Origin of the sequence: Brevundimonas sp. DC300-4 (assembly GCF_049897365.1) — a bacterium.
Lineage (GTDB): Bacteria > Pseudomonadota > Alphaproteobacteria > Caulobacterales > Caulobacteraceae > Brevundimonas.
The window spans coordinates 38094-53836 of sequence record NZ_JAFCWC010000013.1 but is presented as its reverse complement, the minus strand read 5'-3'; the positions used below and the strand labels follow the sequence as shown (position 1 = coordinate 53836).

The window sequence follows — 15743 nt, the reverse complement described above, 5'->3', positions numbered from 1 at the left end:
TCAGGTCGCCAGCGGGATAGGCGTTGTGCGCCGCAGGATCAACGGGTGCAGGGCCGGCGCGGAGCAGACGAGGCTGGCCTGGCGCGGGTCCGGGCGGTTGAACAGCCACGGTTGGCCGTGGTGATCAGAGACCCTCGCCCCGGCCTCGGCGGCGATAAGGGCCCCGGCGCAGACGTCCCAGTCCCATTTGGGCGTAAGGGCGATGGCCGCGTCAAAGGCCCCGGAGGCGACCAGAGCCATGCGGTAGGCCAAGGCGTTCCGCTTCTCGTAGCGCATCGGCGGCCACGGCTCAGGCCAGTGTGGCCCTTCCATCAGTCGGGCGTCGGCGAGGACGGCGGCGTCGTCCAGGGCATCGACGTCGGAGGCCGAGATGGGGCGGCCGTTGAGGCGTGAGCCGCCGGCCAGTGTCGCCTCGTAGGTCTCGCCGGTTGCGGGGACATGGATGACGGCGGCGACGGGCCGGCCGTCCTCGACCACGGCGATCGGCACGCACCACCAGGGCTGGTTCTTCATGAAGGCGACGGTGCCGTCGATGGGATCGACGACGAACAGGCGGCGGCGCGACAGGCGCTCGGCCGTATCGACGGTCTCTTCCGACAGCCAGCCGTAGTCGGGGCGGGCGGCCAGCAGGGTCGCCTTCAGCATGTCATCGACGGCGAGGTCGGCGTTGGTGACCGGGGAGCCGCCGTCCTTGTGGGTGATCTTCAGGCCGCGATCGCGTTCGGCCTCGGCAAGGGCGCCGGCGGCGCGGGCGGCGTCGAGGATCAGGGCGAGATCGGCGGCGAGATCGATCATTTGCCGGCGATGGCGACGCCGTCGATAAGCAGCGACGGGCTGTTGAATCCGCCGCGGAACTCCAGGTCCGATCCGGGCACGAGGCGCATCCACAGATCGGCGAGGTTGCCGGCGACGGTGATCTCGCTGACCGGATACGCCCGCTCGCCGTTTTCGAACCAGTAGCCGGACACCCCGGCGGACCAGTCGCCGGTATTCGCGTTCAGCGACGGGCCGAACATGCTGGTCACGACCAGACCGGCCCCCGCCTGGCCCATCAGACCGTGCAGGTCGACGTCGCCGGGGCTGAGGTGCAGGTTGTGGGTCTGCACGCCCGCCGGGCCGACGAGGCCTCTTGAGGCGTGACCGGTGGTCTTCAGGCCCAGCTGGGCGGCTGCCGATGAGTTCAGCAGCCAGGTGGTCAGGACGCCGTCGTCGACCAGGTTGCGGCGCTCGACCGGCGAGCCTTCGTCGTCGAACGGGGTGGAGGCCATGCCCCGGATGCGGAACGGGTCGTCGATCAGGCTGAGGCCCCTGGGCAGAACCTGTTCGCCCATCCGGTCCTTCAGGAAGGACTGGCCGCGCGCGATCGAGGGGCCGGAGATGGCGCCCAGCAGGGGTGACAACACCTGGGCGGCGACGCGGCGCTCGAAGATCACCGGTGCGGTGGTCGAGGCGATCTTGCGCGGGCCGATCTTCTCGACCGCACGGCGGCCGGCCTCGGCGCCGATGCCGTCGGGGCCGGGCAGGTCGGCGAGCCAGCGGGTGGAACGGCTCTCGCCGCCGCGCTCCATGGCTCCGTCCTTTCCGGCGATGACACCGACGCCGAGCGAGAAACCGGTCGCGGCATAGGCGCCGTCGAAACCTTCGGAGGTGACCAGGCGCCAGCGGCTGGAGGCCGTGCTGGCGTGGCCGCCTTCGGACCTGGAGACGCCGGGGACGGCGAGGGCGACGGCCTCGGCTTCACGGGCGACCTGCTCAAGTTCGGCGGCGGTGCGCTCTGACGGATCCGCCAGCTGCAGGTCCGGGAAGGGGCCTCGGGCCAGTCCGCCGACGGGGACAAGGGCGGCCCAGGGGTCTTCCGGGGCCAGTCGGGCCATGGCGACGGCGCGCTCGATCAGGCGGGCGCGCGTCGCGGCGCTGAGGTCCGAGGCGGAGACGGTCGCCTGACGCCGGCCGATGAAGACCCGCAGGCCCAGGTCGCGGCTCTCCTCTCGCTCCACATCCTCAAGGGCGCCGTTGCGGACGCCGACGGAGAGGGAGGCGCGTTCGGCGGTGGCGGCCTCGGCGGCATCGGCTCCGGCCCGAAGGGCGGCGGCGACGATGTCTTGCAGGAGGTCGGTAGCGGAAAGGCTGTCAGGCATGGCCCGATATGGCGAACCCGGACCGCCCCCGCAACGGGCCTAGAAGGGCTGGCCGCGAATGAAGGCGTGGACGATCAGCATTCCGGCGGCCGTGATCAGGGACAGGAAGGTCAGGCCCATGCCGGCCTTGCGGGCCAGGGTCACCTTGTCCGTCGCCAGACCGAAGGAATGCAGCAGCCGTCCGAGGAACAGCACGCCGCCGACGGCATGGACCGCGTAGGCGGGCATGCCTAACAGGGTCAGCAGGGCCAACGCGCCCACGCCGACGGGGACATATTCCGCGCAGTTGCCGAAGGTGCGCCCCGCCACAGTCAGCTCCGGCTGACCGCCGTCACCCAGTCCGATTCCGTGCTTCTGGCGTGTCATGATCACCCGGATGGCCAGGACGATCATCAGAAGGATCATCAGGCCGCTCCAGAGAGCGGCGGCTTGTGCGGTGGTCATGTCGGCCATGGCTTCTAGTCCTCCCGTCCGACCGGATAGAGTCGGTAGCGGTCATCATAGAACGGGGTTCGCTCGTAGAACCACGCCAATCTGGCGTCGCCATTGGCGGCGAAGGCTGGCTCGGCGGCGACCTTGGCCTCGAACTCGGCCTTCAGCGCCGGATCGGCCGCCATCATGGCCTCGGCCAGGGGCGCGATGGCGTAGCCCTCGATATATTCAACGCGACTGAGAATCTCCGGGAAGAGGCCCCAGGCGAAGAAGCTCTCGCCCGACTGGGGCTCCAGCAGCAGGACGGCGATGTCGCCCAGCGGCTGGTCTGTCGGCACCCGGATGGAGCCGGGGGCGAAGGTCCAGTCGCGACGCTCGGGCGTGACCTCGGTGACAGTCGCCTGGATATGGCCTTCGTTGGGTCGCGGCGCGAGGATCGGGTTGTCGAGGTGCAGCATCTCGACCGATACGGTGCGAGGCGCGGCGAGCGTCTCCATGGTCAGGCCGTGGATACGCAGCCGCTCGATCAGGTCGGAGCGATATGCGGGGACCCAGTAGGCTGTCGGGCGATGCAGGCGGATGCCGGGGCGTGAGCCGTAGTACGGCAGTTGCCACAACTCGGGGTCCGGGCGGCCCAGCCAGCGAACCTCCTGGCGACCGGAGGCCGGGCTGTCCCAGGTTTCGTAGATTACGCCCTTGAACGCGCGGGTCTGGTGCGGAACCGGGTCGGACTCGAAGTTCGCCAGGACCTCGGCGGGACGCAGCGCGCGGTCGGCGGCGATGGCGGCCCGCAGGGGCGTGACGTTGTCGGCGATGAGGCGCAGGCTGGCCTCGAGGAAGACGTAGGTCCCCAGGACACGCTGCTCGTAAGGCTTCAGGCTGTGGTTCTCGATCAGGATGGTCGGGACGTGGGCAGCGTCGCCCCAGCCGTTCGAAAACCGTTCGCCCAGCCCTCCGTCGTTCAGGCCGGCGCGCGGGTTCTGGTCGTCGATGCCGAAGACCAGCGGGCCGGGGACATGGCCCTGGTCCTCGAGCGCGGCGTTCATGGCAGGCTTGAACACGGTGTCGAGCCAGCGGGCGCTGGAGGGCGAGCGACTGAAGGCGTCAAACTCGCCGTTGAAGCCGTAGGTCACGTCGTACTGGTAATCCATCCCGTCGGTGACGTGGATATCGAGGTAGAGGTCGGGTTTCAGGCCGTTGATGAAGCGCCGCAGGGCCTGCATCTCCGGCTGGTCCAGCTTCAGGAAGTCGCGGTTGAGGTTCTGGTTGGTGCCCGTGTTGCGCCAGCCCTGGATGCGGGGGCCACGCTGGTTCGGGCGGCTGTAGGGTGAGGCGCGCTCGTGCCCATCGACCGACAGGATGGGGATCAGGACCAGGTTGGCGCGGTCCAGCAGGTCGCCCTTTGACCCGAAGGCGATGTCGCGCAGCAGCATCATGCCCGCGTCCTTGCCGTCGATCTCTCCGGGATGGATGCCGGCCTGGGCCAGCAGGACGGGCTTCGACGGATCGAGCGTGGGGCCGTCTCTGGAGGCGATCACGGCGTAGATCGGGCGGCCCTCCGGCGAGACGCCGAACTGTTCGATGAGAATCAGGTCGGACGCCGCGTCCAGCCGGTCGAACCAGGCGCGGGTGGCGGCGTAGTCGGGGCTGAAGTCGTGCGCCGGATCGCGTTCGAAATCGGTGATCCAGGGGTTGGAGGCCTCGGCGATCAGCGCCCGGCTGGCGCCGTCCCACTCCAGCGCCGGCGGCAGGAAGGGCTGGTCCCATGGGGCGGTATTGGGTCGTGACTGGGACATGGCGGGACTCGACGCGAGGACCGCGAGGGCGGTCAGGATGAGGACGGTGCGCATGGATCGTTTCATCTGCTCCGAGGTCGTTTCTGGCAAGCCGTCATCCGGTCGGCAGCGACCATCCCCCGGCCGCGATCAGGGTTACGCCTGACCGCGCCACATTGAACATGCTGTAGGCGACCAGGACGATCAGGGCGCCGACGGCGACGCGACGCCAGGGTGCGAAGGCCGCCGTCGCCGAGCCCAGGCTGAAGACGGCGAAGCCGATCCACAATCGCGGCGAGGACAGGGAGGCGAAGCCCGCATCCGCCAGCATGAGGCAGATGAAGATGGTCACGACGATCAGGTTGGCCGCAAGGATGCAGGTAAAGATCAGGCGCCGATGCGCCCAGAAATGGCTGTCCAGATCGATCCGCTCCTCGACCCCTTCGGCCGTCACGCGCGGGAAGGTCACGCTGGCGGCGACGTAGAAGGTGGCGGCCACGACGAGGCCGACGAACAGCAGGGCCAGGTTGAAGGGCGCGCCCCGAAAGATGGTCCAGGCCTGCCTCCAGAAGGTCGCCACGTCCATGGCCACGAACAGGGCCAGCAGCGGCGTCAGCCAGCCGAAGCGTACGCGCTGACGCTCATGCAGCACGCGCGAGAAACCGCCGACCAGTTCGGCTACCGACAGGCCGAGCAGCAGGCCATAGAAGCTGAAGAAGAATTCAAACGCGCTCACCGAGTCCCCCGACTTTTGCAGGAGGGACGCTAGCGAAGGCGACGGGGGCGGTCACCCCCACCCGACGATCAGCCGCGACGGTCGCGCTTGCGCGTGAGGCGGTCGACGATCCCCTGTTCGTCCTCGAGCCGCTCGCGCAGGTCTTCCATGCTGGAGATCTGTTCCGGGGTCGGCGCGGCCAGGGCTTCCAGCGTCTCGATCTGCGATTGCAACGAGAAGACGGCTTCCTCGGCCTCGAACAACCGGTCCTCCTCGCGCGCGGTGAGGGCGGGGCGGGGGGCCTCGCGAAGACGGCGGGTGTCACCGCCGCGGCCGGCCAGAACCTGGGCCTCGGCGGTCGCGGGGATGGAGACGGCGATCGGTGCAGCAAAGGCGATGGCGAGTGCGACGGCGGCGAACTTCATGGGGCGCTCCGGGAGAGAAGTCGCGACGCTATCCACAGCATTGCGGCGCTGTCATGCGAAAAACGCAATGCAGACACATTTGGGGTGAGCCGCAGCCTGTGTGACGCAGCGACGCCACGGTCAGCGGAACAGGCCGGTGATCACAGGCCCGACGAACCCGGTCCGCGAAGGGGGCTGAAAGCGCACTGTGAACCGGACGCTGGAGGCGCTGGGCCCGGTCCCGAAAGGCGGCGCTTCGGTCCGGCTGAGGCTGACGGCTGAGCGATTGCGGCCCCTGAGACGACTGAGCTGCCTATTTCCAGATCGGCGTCCCGTCACCCGGCAAGCCGAGCCGGTCCCACATGTCCGACACCCGCTCGACGACGGCGTCATCCATGCGGATTTTCTCGCCCCATTCCCGCTTCGTTTCCGGCGGCCATTTGTCGGTGGCGTCCAGGCCGATCTTGGAGCCGAGGCCGCTCTCAGGCGATGCGAAGTCCAGATAGTCGATCGGTGTGTTCTCGATCAGGGTGATGTCGCGGGCCGGGTCCATCTTGGTGGCCAGGGCCCACATGACCTGTTTCCAGTCGCGGGCGTCGATGTCGTCGTCCACGACGATGACCCATTTGGTGTACATGAACTGGCGCAAATAGCTCCAGACGCCCAGCATCACGCGCTTGGCGTGGCCGGGATAGGCCTTCTTCATCGACACCACGGCGATGCGATAGCTGCACCCTTCTGGCGGCAACCAGAAGTCGGTGATCTCCGGGAACTGGGCCCGCAACAGGGGGATGAAGACCTCGTTGAGCGCCTCCCCCAGCACCGAGGGTTCGTCCGGCGGGCGGCCGGTGAAGGTGGTCAGATAGATGGGGTCGCGGCGCATGGTGATGGCGCTGACCTGGAACACCGGGAAGGTCTCGACCGAGTTGTAGTAGCCGGTGTGGTCTCCGTAGGGGCCCTCGGGGGCGTGCTCGTTCAGCAGCACATGGCCCTCCAGCACGATCTCGGCCTGCGCCGGGACCATCAGGGGCACGGTCTTGCAGGCGACCAGCTCGGCCTTGGCCCCACGCATCAGGCCGGCGAACTGGTATTCGCTGAGGGTGTCGGGCACCGGGGTGACGGCGGCCAGGATGGTGCCGGGGTCGGCCCCCAGAACAACGGCGCAGGGCAGGGGCTCGGTCGGTCGGGCCTTTTTGTGGCGGGCATAGTGTTGTGCCCCGCCGCGGTGGGCCAGCCAGCGCATGATGGCGCGGTCCTTGCCCAATACCTGCATGCGGTAGATGCCCAGGTTGAAATCGTCCTCGCGGTCGTCCGACGGGCCCTTGGTGACCACCAGACCCCAGGTGATCAGGGGGGCAGGCTCGCCGGGCCAGCAGGTCTGGATCGGCAGCTTGCCGAGGTCGATCTGGTCGCCCTTGAGGACGATGTCCTGGACGGGTGCGGACTTGACCACCTTGGGCCGCATGGCCAGCACCGACTGGGCCAGCGGCAGCATCTCCATGGCGTCAGACAGACCGCGCGGCGGGGTGGGGTTCTTCAGGAAGGCCAGCAGTTCGCCGACCTCGCGCAGTTCGGCGGCTGTGGTGCGGGCCTTCTTGTCGAGCGTCACCCCCATGGCCACGCGTTTGACCGTGCCGAACAGATTGGCCAGGGCCGGGATCGGACTGATCGACCCGTCGGGCATGACCGGCTTTTCGAACAGGACGGCGGGACCGCCGTTGCGGAGCAGCCGGGTCTGGATCTCGGTCATCTCCAGCACGGTCGAGACTGGCTCGGACACGCGGACCAGCTCGCCGGAGGCCTCCAACTGGGCCATGAATTCGCGCAGGGATTTGTAGGCCATCGGTCGCTTTCGGCTGGGCGGTCAGGGCGCCTGCCTAGGACGGCGTGACGGAACTGTCACCCTTGCCAAGGGCGCTCAGGCCGCGGTCCATCGCCGCGACGATCAGGCCGAGAACCAGGAAGAAGGCCAGCAAGGCGGCGAAGTTCACGCCCGCCCGTTCCCAGCCGAGCGCGCCGATATCGATGAACCAGTAGGGATACCAGCCGATCAACTGGCCGTGGATCACCGTCCAGAGACCGTAGAGCAGAGGGTAGGCGAGCCACTTCACCGGGTCGATCCAGCGCAGCCGCCCCTTGGGCACGAACAGCAGCCAGTCGAGCACGAAGGCGATCGGCATGACGGTGTGCAGGACCTGGTTGACGTAGACCAGCAGCCCCTGAGGGTTCCAGGTCGCGTCCAGAAGGGTGTGATAGGTCAGGCCGACGACGGCGATATACATGGCCACGGCGGCGCGGACCCCTTCGCTGGCCGTCCAGCGGCCGATGCGACTGTCTGGGAACATGGCCGGAGCGGTCAGGGCCAGAGCGACCAGCACATTGGTCAGCACCGTGAAATAGCTGAAGAAGACAACCGTCGAGCCGAAGACAGACCGCGTCCCCGCTTCCAGTGACAGCGCGTACTGGGCGAGGAGCCCGACCCAGCCGACAATGGCGAACAGGATCCGCCAGCCACGCGCCGCGCCGTGCATCCCCTGGAGCATCAGTAGGCCGGGCTGTCGGAGACCAGGGCCCACACCGGCAAGCGCAGGCGGTTGGTGGCGGCGGCAATCTGGAGCGAGGTCAGATGGGCGCGGCCGGCCTCGGCGCGGCGCTCTTCCTGGGGAGTGATCTTCAGGGCCTCGGCGACGGCATCGACATCTACGCCGCGCTGTTCACGCCAGCGTTTCAGGCGGGCCCCGATTGCTGCGTCACCCGGATCGATGCCGGGGAAACCGAGAACAGAGCCCATGGGTCGCCTCCACGCGCGCCTATGCTGGCGCGTCCGGGGTCAATCCTTGTCCCATTTGAAGTCCTTGTCGAGCCAGTCGCCGAGGCGGCCGTCGGGGCGGGCGAGGGCGTGGATGCGGGCCATCTCCTCGTCGGCGAGCTCGAAATCCCAAATGTCGAAATTCTCGGCGGCGCGTTCGGGCTTCTGCGTGCGCGGGATGGCGATGACGCCCTGCTGCACCAGCCAGCGCAAGGTGACCTGGCCGTTGGACTTGCCGTGGGCGCGAGCGATCTCGCCGATCACGGCATCGTCCGCAATCTTGCCTTGGGCGAGCGGTGACCAGGCGGTGATCGAGGAGCCGAGGTCCTCAGCGGTGGCTCGCAGGGTCTTCAGCGACAGATAGGGATGGTATTCGACCTGGTTGGTGATCAGCCGGGCGGGCGACAGGCGCTGCGCCTCGCGGAACTGGCCAGAGGGGAAGTTCGACAGGCCGATCGACCGGGTCAGACCAGCGTCCTTCGCTGCGTTCAGCGCGCCGAGGGTCTCGGTGAAGGTCGGGGTGGTCTTGGGCCAGTGCAGCAGCAGAAGGTCGGGGGTGAAGCCGAGGCTCGCCGCCGATTCCTCGGCCTGACGAAGCAGGGCGTCGTGCTCGAAGTGGGCGACCCAGATCTTGGTGGTCAGCCAGATATCTTCGCGCGCGACCCCCGAATCGCGGATGCCGTCGCCGACTGCCGCCTCGTTCTTGTAGATCCAGGCCGTGTCGATGTGGCGGTAACCGATGCGCAGGGCTTCCGCCACCATGCGGCGGGCGTCGGCGGGCTCGAGTTGCCAGGTGCCGAAGCCGAGCTGGGGAAGGCTCAGGCCGTCGATGGTCAGGGAGAGTTGTTCGGACATCGGGGAAGGCTCCGGCCAGGTATCGGGGAGGCCGGATATGGGGGGTATCGATCGGGACGCCACCCTTCAGGCGATGTGAAAGTCGGTCTTCGACACGGTCTTCGGGTGTCATGGCTCCGAGCCCAGCCGCGGGTGGCGCAGATGAAAAAGGCCGCGTCCCTTGCGAGACGCGGCCCTGATCGTTTTGAAAAGGCGTGAGGCCTATTCGATGTCTTCGTTCAGCAGGCCGACCTTGTAGAAGCCGTTCTTCTGCAGGTCATTCATGACTTCCATGAAGGCGTTGTAGCGGACTTCCGGCTCGGCGCGGACGAACACGCGCTCCTCCTGGCAGGCAGGCGAGCCGCCGCCCAGGGCGGCGCAGACGTCCACCGCCAGGGTATCGATCGTGGTCTGCTGCTCGGCGATGAAGATCGAGCCCGTGTCCTGGATCGTGATGTAGACCGGTTCCTTGGGCTCTTCGCCGGTCGGCGGCGTCGCCGGCGGCAGGTCGAGGCGGATGGAGACGGTGGCGAGAGGTGCGGCGACCATGAAGATGATCAGCAGCACCAGCATGATGTCGACGAACGGCGTGACGTTGATGTCCGCGTTCTGGGCGATGGTCTTGCCACCTTGTCCGGCGGGACCTGCGAGCTTGGAGCCCATGCGTTGTTTCTCCATGGAGGCTCGGCCAGCGGGGCGCGAGCGACGCGTTACGGTTCGGACGGTTTCTTGGCGTCTGCCGCGAGGCTTGTAAAGCGGTCTCGGAAGGAAGTCGGTTCCCTGGAGGCGGTTTTCGCGTGTCGCGCGCAACAATCTTCCCCCATCGGGGGATGTGGATCGAAGGCCAGTGAAGAGACGGGGGAGCTCACCGCGAATTCGGTGTTTGCGGCCGGCCCCCTCCACCCCTTCGCGGTCCCCTCCCCGAGGGGGGGCGTTCTAACCCTTGGCCAGCTTCAGGAAGCGTTCGATCAAGGCCGGGTCCGACTTGAAGGCCCCGGTGAAGCGGGTGGTGATGGTCGAGACATGGCGGTGATGCACGCCGCGGGTCGTCATGCACTGGTGCTCGGCGTCGATCAGGACGGCGACGCCAGCGGGATTGAGGTTGTCCTCAAGCGCCTTGGCGATCTCCTGGGTCAGGGTCTCCTGCGTCTGCAGACGCTTGGAGAAGATTTCTACCACGCGGGCGATCTTTGAGATGCCCACGACCTTTTCGGTCGGCAGATAGGCGACATAGGCCTTGCCCAGGAAGGGGGCCATGTGGTGCTCGCAGTGGCTCTCGACCTCGATCTCGCGCAGCAGCACCATGTCGTCATAGCCCTGCACGTCCTCGAACGTGCGGCTCAGTTCCTTGGCCGGATCGGCCGCATAGCCCTCGAACCATTCGCCATAGGCGTCGACGACCCTTTTGGGCGTGTCCAGCAGGCCTTCCCGATCCGGATTGTCACCCGACCATGCGATCAGGGTGCGCACGGCGGCCAGGGCCTCCTCGCGGGTCGGGCGGGACAGATGATCGTTGCCGACGAGGGTCGGTCTGGAGGCGTTGGCGTCCATGAAGTGTTTTCTAAGCGACCAGTAGCGCCGGAACGAAGGTTCCGGTTTGACGCGCGTCGCTCTCCCTTTTCGATGACGTCGGCTATTCGCCGCGTCGACACGGCTATATGGGACGCAGGGCCCGTCCCGCAAGAAAACCGACTGCACCGCGATCAAATGACACTGTACCTGCACGACACCCTGCGCCGCGAGAAGCGTGCCTTCGTCCCCCGGGACCCGGAACGGGTGACGCTCTACGTCTGCGGCCCGACGGTTTACGACTACGCCCACATCGGCAACGCCCGCCCGCCCGTGGTGTTCGACGTCCTCGTCCGGCTGCTGAGGCGTGAATACGGGGGCGAGAGCGTGATCTACGCTCGCAACGTCACCGACGTGGACGACAAGATCAACCAGAAGGCCGCCAAAGAGGGCGTGCCGATCGGCGAGGTCACGGCCCGCTACGAGGCCGCCTATTTGGCCGATATGGCCCTGCTCAACGTGTCGGCGCCGGACATCGCGCCCCACGTTACCGACCACATGGACGCGATCATCAAACAGATCGGCGAGATCGTGGACGCAGGCTGCGGCTATGTCGCCGAGGGCCATGTGCTGTTCGACGTGTCCTCCTATCCGGCCTACGGCGCGCTGTCGGGGCGGAACCTGGACGACATGATCGCCGGCGCCCGGGTCGAGGTCGCGCCCTACAAGAAGAACCCGCACGACTTCGTGCTGTGGAAGCCGGCCAAGGCCGACGAGCCCTCGTGGCCGAGCCCGTGGGGTGAGGGCCGTCCAGGCTGGCACATCGAATGTTCGGCCATGATCGAGAAGACCCTGGGCCTGCCGATCGACATCCACGGCGGCGGCATCGACCTGGTCTTCCCCCACCATGAGAACGAGATCGCCCAGGGCGTGTGCGCCCACGGCCATGCGCACGGCGAGGCCTCGCACGAGGAGTATAGCCGCTACTGGATGCACAACGGCTTCCTGACCGTCGATGCGGAGAAGATGTCCAAATCGGTCGGCAACGTCCTGTTGCTGCACGACCTGGTGCAGGCGATCCCGGGCGAGGTGGTGCGCTGGGCGCTTCTGTCGGCCCACTATCGTCAGCCGCTGGACTGGAACCAGTCGCTGCTGGATCAGTCGCGCAAGAACCTGGACCGGCTGTACGGGGCCCTGCGTCGCGCCGAGGCGATCGCGCCGCTGGGCGACATGCCGTCGCCGGAGTTCCTCGAGGCCATCTCCGACGACCTCAACACGCCGGGGGCCATGGCGACGATGTTCGCCCTGTCCAGCGAGATCGAGCGGGCGATGACGGCCGGAGATCACCACGCAGTGGGAATCGCCAAGGCCGAACTGGCCGCCTGCGGCCGGATCATGGGCGTGCTCCTGTCCAGCCCGGACCAGTGGTTCGAAGGCGGCGCCGACGAGTCGCTGAAGGCCGAGGTCGAGGGGCTTCTGGCCGAACGGGTCACCGCGCGCGCCGAAAAGAACTGGCCCGAGGCGGACCGCATCCGCGACCGGCTGACGGCGCTGAACGTCGTGGTGATGGACGGTCCGACCGGTGCGACCTGGCGGCTGAAGGAGTAGGCGCCGCTCTCAGAGCCGCCTGAACGCTGCTCCCGTCGCGTCGAACAGGTGCGCGCGCGCGGGGTCGATATGCAGGGTCAGGGCCTCGCCGACCTTGGGACGTATGTCGCCGGACAGTTGCACCGTCAGGGTCTCGCTCGCTCCTGCTTGCGAGACATAGGCATAGGTCGCATTGCCCAGGGTCTCCACGAAGGCGGCCTTCCCCCGGATCGCATCGCCGGGGCCTGACAGCGTCAGATGCTCGGGTCGCACGCCCAGCATGACCGACTGACCCGTGCTGGCCGGCCCCGCGTCAACGGCGACGTGCACCGTCTCGCCCGCCGCTGTCCGCACGGTCGCGCCTGCCGCCGACGCTTCGACCACCTCGGCCGGGATCAGGTTCATCTTCGGGCTGCCGATGAACTCGGCGACAAAGCGGGTGCGGGGGTGTTCGTAGAGCGCCATCGGCGCCCCGACCTGTTCGATCACCCCGCCGTTCAGGACCACGATCCGGTCGGCCAGGGTCATGGCCTCGACCTGGTCGTGGGTGACGTAGATCATGGTCGTCTTCAGCCGCTCGTGCAGCGAGGCGAACTCGTAGCGCATGCGCACGCGCAACGCGGCGTCGAGGTTCGACAGCGGCTCGTCGAACAGGAAGACCTGGGGCTCGCGCACGATTGCGCGGCCGATGGCGACGCGCTGACGCTGGCCGCCGGACAGGGCCTTGGGCTTGCGATCGAGCAGATCGACGATGTTCAGGGTTTCGGCCGCGGCCATGACCCGGCGCTCGATCTCGGCCTTGTCTGTCTTCGCCAGGCTGAGCCCGAAGGCCATGTTCTCGCGCACGCTCATGTGCGGATAAAGGGCGTAGGACTGGAACACCATGGCGATGCCCCGGTCGGACGGCGACAGGGCGTTGACCCCCCGCCCGCTGATCGAGACCTCGCCCGCGTCGGCCTCTTCCAGACCGGCGATGACGCGCAGCAGGGTCGACTTGCCACAGCCGGACGGACCCACGAAGACCACGAACTCGCCGTCGGCGATGGTCAGGTCGACACCCTTCAGAACCTCCGTCGCGCCGAAGCTCTTGCGAATGCCGCTGAGTGCGACGTCGGCCATCGTGTCTCCTGTCCCGGGGTCGTCACTTGCCGGGACTGTAAGCGGTTACGCGGGGGCGGAGAAGGAGTTTCGGTCACGATCCTTCTCCCCTTGCGGGAGAAGGCAACAGATCAGCCGTTCGGCTTCTTCTTGCCCTTGAAGGGCTTCTTCTCGCCGGCCGGCTTGCCGTGCGCGTCCTTGGCGGCCCAGGGACGGTCGCCGCCCTTGGGCTTGCCCTTCCAGGGCTTGTCCCCGGGCGCGGCCGGAGCGGCGTCGGAAGCGGGCGCCCACGCGGTCTTCGGACGGTCGGCTTGGGGCTTCTTCACCCACGGCTTCTTGCCCTCGGGCGTCGGTGCATCCGATGTGCGCTTGACCCATTTAGGCCGTTCACCGTCGGCGGCGGCGGCCGGAACCGTCTCGCGCTTGACCCAGGGCTTCTTCTCGCCGGCCGGCTTGTCCTCGCGCGGCTTCCAGGCGGGCTTGTCGCCATCCTCACGGGGTTTCCACGCCGGCTTGTCCGCACGCGGCGCGCGATCGCCGCCCTCGGTCTTGTTGGCCCACGGCTTCCGCTCCGGACGATCACCACCATCGCCGGCGGGCTTCTTGTCCCAGCGGCTGGCGGGACGCTCCTTCGGCCCCGGGGCCACGGCGTCGTTGACGGTCACGCCGTCCTCGGTCCCGGCCGCGATGGCGGCGCGGAACTTGGCCTCGGCCGCCGTCGTGATCTCGAACTTGGTCTCGCGGTCGAAGATCTTGATCGAGCCGATGTCGCCCTTGGTCACGTGGCCGAGGCGGCACAGGGTCGGCAACAGCCATTTCGGATCGGCGTTCTTGTCGCGACCGATGTTGATGCGGAACCAGACCATGTCGCCGCCGCGGGCGAAGTCGCGCAAGGGGCCGTCGGCCTGGCCGCGATCATTCACGCCGCTGACCTGGGCGCGCTTCATGCGCTCGTCGTCATAGACCTCTTCCGGGGCCGGCAGCTTCTGGCGATAGAGGCGGATCAGGGAGGCGGCGACCTGTTCGGGCGTGGTGCGCTCGAGCAGCAGACGGCCCAGCTCCAGGGCCTCCTCGTCCTCGACCGGCGCGGTCAGGGCGGGATCGGCCAGCAGTCGCTCGCGATCCTTCTCCATGATCATCTCGGCGCTCGGAGGCCCCGACCATTCGGCGACGATCGAGGCCGACTGCAGCATCAGCTCAACCTTGCGACGGCGCGTATAGGAGACCAGCAGGACGGAAACGCCCTTCTTGCCCGCGCGGCCTGTCCGGCCCGAACGGTGCAGCAGGCCGGCCTTGTTGACCGGGATCTCGGCGTGGATGACCAGGCCCAGGTCGGGCAGGTCCAGACCGCGCGCGGCGACGTCGGTGGCGACGCAGACGCGGGCGTGGCCGTCACGCAAGGCCTGCAGGGCTTCGGAGCGCTGGCTCTGGGTCAGTTCGCCCGACAGGCCGACGACGGAGAAGCCGCGTTCGCGCAGCGACGAGGTCAGATGCTTCACCCGCTCGCGCGTGTTGGCGAACACCAGGGCGCCCGGAGCCTCGAAATAGCGCAGCACATTGACGACGCCGAGTTCGATCTCATTCGGGGCGACGCGGATGGCCTTGTATTCGATGTCGGCGTGCGACTTGTTGCCGGCGACCGTGTCGATGCGCACGGCGTCGCGCTGATAGGTCTTGGCCAGCTGGACGATGTCGCGGGCCAGGGTCGCCGAGAACAGCAGTGTACGACGCTCGGGCGGGGCGGCGTCGAGAATGAAGGTCAGGTCTTCCTGGAAGCCCATGTCCAGCATCTCGTCGGCTTCATCGAGCACGACGGCGCGGGCTTCCGACAGGTCGAGGGCGCCGCGTTCCAGGTGGTCGCGCAAACGGCCGGGCGTGCCGACGACGATATGAGCGCCGCGCTCCAGCGCCCGCCGCTCGACCTTGGGGTCCATGCCGCCGACGCAGGAGACGATGCGCGCCCCGGTCTGGGCGTACAGCCACTGCAGCTCGTTGGAGACCTGCTGGGCCAGTTCGCGGGTCGGGGCGATGACGAGGGCCAGCGGATTGCCGAAGTCGGTGAACTTCTCGGCGTCGCCGAGCAGGGTCGGGGCCAGGGCCAGGCCGAAGGCCACGGTCTTGCCCGAGCCGGTCTGGGCCGAGACCAGCAGATCGCGTCCGGTCCCGTCCTCGGCCTGGGACGCCTCCAGCACGGCGGATTGCACCGGGGTCGGCTCGGCATAGCCGCGTTCGGACAGGGCGCGGTCTAGCGCGGGATGGCTGGCAGGGAAGGGCATGGCAGTTCCGTAGGGCGCCGGGCCCGAATTGGCGAGCGGCGCGGGGCGTTCATAGAGAGCGAGAAATCAAGCAGGGGCGAGATTTCGCGGGGCAGGGCCTTTGGTCCCCGATCAAGGCCGAATGAGGGTGATGCGGCGAGATCGTGTCGGAATCTGACCCTCGTTC

At 67.9% G+C, this 15743-nt stretch carries 15 protein-coding genes; 1 reads left to right on the top strand and 14 read right to left on the bottom strand.

Translation table 11 applies throughout. From position 1 onward, the window contains the following. The 12 genes from ACP7AZ_RS15735 to folE all read right to left on the bottom strand — a co-directional run bounded on the left by ACP7AZ_RS15735 (position 1) and on the right by folE (position 10658). Positions 1–795 (bottom strand): 3'(2'),5'-bisphosphate nucleotidase CysQ, encoded by a 795-nt coding sequence (locus tag ACP7AZ_RS15735; RefSeq protein WP_426039573.1) that lies wholly within the window; start codon positions 793–795, stop codon positions 1–3. Next, positions 792–2138, bottom strand: a complete 1347-nt coding sequence (locus tag ACP7AZ_RS15730; protein WP_426039572.1) for a TldD/PmbA family protein — start codon at positions 2136–2138, stop codon at positions 792–794. Before ACP7AZ_RS15730 ends, ACP7AZ_RS15735 begins: the two co-directional genes overlap by 4 nt. 39 nt (positions 2139–2177) lie before the next feature. Continuing rightward, positions 2178–2591, bottom strand: a complete 414-nt coding sequence (locus ACP7AZ_RS15725; protein ID WP_426039571.1) for an MAPEG family protein — start codon at positions 2589–2591, stop codon at positions 2178–2180. A 5-nt stretch (positions 2592–2596) separates the two neighbouring features. Next, complete coding sequence (locus ACP7AZ_RS15720; protein ID WP_426039570.1) at positions 2597–4420, bottom strand: M14 family metallopeptidase; 1824 nt, start codon at positions 4418–4420, stop codon at positions 2597–2599. Positions 4421–4460: 40 nt separating this feature from the next. Further along, positions 4461–5081, bottom strand: a complete 621-nt coding sequence (locus tag ACP7AZ_RS15715; protein ID WP_426039569.1) for a hypothetical protein — start codon at positions 5079–5081, stop codon at positions 4461–4463. Positions 5082–5149: 68 nt separating this feature from the next. Continuing rightward, positions 5150–5485 (bottom strand): hypothetical protein, encoded by a 336-nt coding sequence (locus tag ACP7AZ_RS15710; protein WP_303694401.1) that lies wholly within the window; start codon positions 5483–5485, stop codon positions 5150–5152. A gap of 292 nt (positions 5486–5777) precedes the next feature. After that, entirely contained in the window at positions 5778–7307 is a 1530-nt protein-coding gene (locus tag ACP7AZ_RS15705) for a UbiD family decarboxylase (RefSeq protein WP_426039568.1), read from the bottom strand. A gap of 34 nt (positions 7308–7341) precedes the next feature. Beyond that, positions 7342–8007, bottom strand: a complete 666-nt coding sequence (locus ACP7AZ_RS15700) for a Pr6Pr family membrane protein (protein ID WP_426039567.1) — start codon at positions 8005–8007, stop codon at positions 7342–7344. Continuing rightward, complete coding sequence (locus tag ACP7AZ_RS15695; RefSeq protein WP_426039566.1) at positions 8007–8255, bottom strand: helix-turn-helix domain-containing protein; 249 nt, start codon at positions 8253–8255, stop codon at positions 8007–8009. Before ACP7AZ_RS15695 ends, ACP7AZ_RS15700 begins: the two co-directional genes overlap by 1 nt. 39 nt (positions 8256–8294) lie before the next feature. Next, a complete protein-coding gene (locus ACP7AZ_RS15690; RefSeq protein WP_426039565.1) occupies positions 8295–9128 on the bottom strand; it encodes an aldo/keto reductase in 834 nt (277 codons plus the stop codon). Between the two features lie 201 nt (positions 9129–9329). After that, the gene (locus tag ACP7AZ_RS15685; protein ID WP_426039590.1) at positions 9330–9770 is read right to left on the bottom strand and encodes a biopolymer transporter ExbD; all 441 of its coding nucleotides are present in this window, start codon (positions 9768–9770) and stop codon (positions 9330–9332) included. Positions 9771–10043: 273 nt separating this feature from the next. Continuing rightward, positions 10044–10658 carry a GTP cyclohydrolase I FolE gene (gene folE / locus ACP7AZ_RS15680; RefSeq protein WP_303694410.1) on the bottom strand — a complete coding sequence of 205 codons (615 nt, stop codon included), beginning with the start codon at positions 10656–10658 and terminating at the stop codon, positions 10044–10046. A gap of 156 nt (positions 10659–10814) precedes the next feature. Between folE and cysS the strand changes: the two genes are divergently transcribed. Further along, positions 10815–12224 (top strand): cysteine--tRNA ligase, encoded by a 1410-nt coding sequence (cysS, locus tag ACP7AZ_RS15675; protein WP_426039564.1) that lies wholly within the window; start codon positions 10815–10817, stop codon positions 12222–12224. 9 nt (positions 12225–12233) lie between these two features. On the opposite strand, the gene ACP7AZ_RS15670 is transcribed toward cysS, so the two are convergent. Both ACP7AZ_RS15670 and ACP7AZ_RS15665 read right to left on the bottom strand, forming a co-directional pair. Continuing rightward, positions 12234–13322, bottom strand: a complete 1089-nt coding sequence (locus ACP7AZ_RS15670; protein WP_426039563.1) for an ABC transporter ATP-binding protein — start codon at positions 13320–13322, stop codon at positions 12234–12236. Between the two features lie 110 nt (positions 13323–13432). Beyond that, positions 13433–15577 carry a DEAD/DEAH box helicase gene (locus tag ACP7AZ_RS15665; protein ID WP_426039562.1) on the bottom strand — a complete coding sequence of 715 codons (2145 nt, stop codon included), beginning with the start codon at positions 15575–15577 and terminating at the stop codon, positions 13433–13435. Positions 15578–15743 lie beyond the last annotated feature (166 nt).

Bases quoted from the DNA above. Each gene is read 5' to 3' on its own strand.
- ACP7AZ_RS15670 (WP_426039563.1), bottom strand. From the start codon at position 13,322: ATGGCCGACGTCGCACTCAGCGGCATTCGCAAGAGCTTCGGCGCGACG.
- ACP7AZ_RS15730 (WP_426039572.1), bottom strand. From the start codon at position 2,138: ATGCCTGACAGCCTTTCCGCTACCGACCTCCTGCAAGACATCGTCGCC.
- ACP7AZ_RS15725 (WP_426039571.1), bottom strand. From the start codon at position 2,591: ATGGCCGACATGACCACCGCACAAGCCGCCGCTCTCTGGAGCGGCCTG.
- ACP7AZ_RS15690 (WP_426039565.1), bottom strand. From the start codon at position 9,128: ATGTCCGAACAACTCTCCCTGACCATCGACGGCCTGAGCCTTCCCCAG.
- ACP7AZ_RS15720 (WP_426039570.1), bottom strand. From the start codon at position 4,420: ATGCGCACCGTCCTCATCCTGACCGCCCTCGCGGTCCTCGCGTCGAGT.
- ACP7AZ_RS15685 (WP_426039590.1), bottom strand. From the start codon at position 9,770: ATGGGCTCCAAGCTCGCAGGTCCCGCCGGACAAGGTGGCAAGACCATC.
- ACP7AZ_RS15710 (WP_303694401.1), bottom strand. From the start codon at position 5,485: ATGAAGTTCGCCGCCGTCGCACTCGCCATCGCCTTTGCTGCACCGATC.
- folE (WP_303694410.1), bottom strand. From the start codon at position 10,658: ATGGACGCCAACGCCTCCAGACCGACCCTCGTCGGCAACGATCATCTG.
- ACP7AZ_RS15700 (WP_426039567.1), bottom strand. From the start codon at position 8,007: ATGCTCCAGGGGATGCACGGCGCGGCGCGTGGCTGGCGGATCCTGTTC.
- ACP7AZ_RS15735 (WP_426039573.1), bottom strand. From the start codon at position 795: ATGATCGATCTCGCCGCCGATCTCGCCCTGATCCTCGACGCCGCCCGC.
- ACP7AZ_RS15665 (WP_426039562.1), bottom strand. From the start codon at position 15,577: ATGCCCTTCCCTGCCAGCCATCCCGCGCTAGACCGCGCCCTGTCCGAA.
- ACP7AZ_RS15695 (WP_426039566.1), bottom strand. From the start codon at position 8,255: ATGGGCTCTGTTCTCGGTTTCCCCGGCATCGATCCGGGTGACGCAGCA.
- cysS (WP_426039564.1), top strand. From the start codon at position 10,815: ATGACACTGTACCTGCACGACACCCTGCGCCGCGAGAAGCGTGCCTTC.
- ACP7AZ_RS15705 (WP_426039568.1), bottom strand. From the start codon at position 7,307: ATGGCCTACAAATCCCTGCGCGAATTCATGGCCCAGTTGGAGGCCTCC.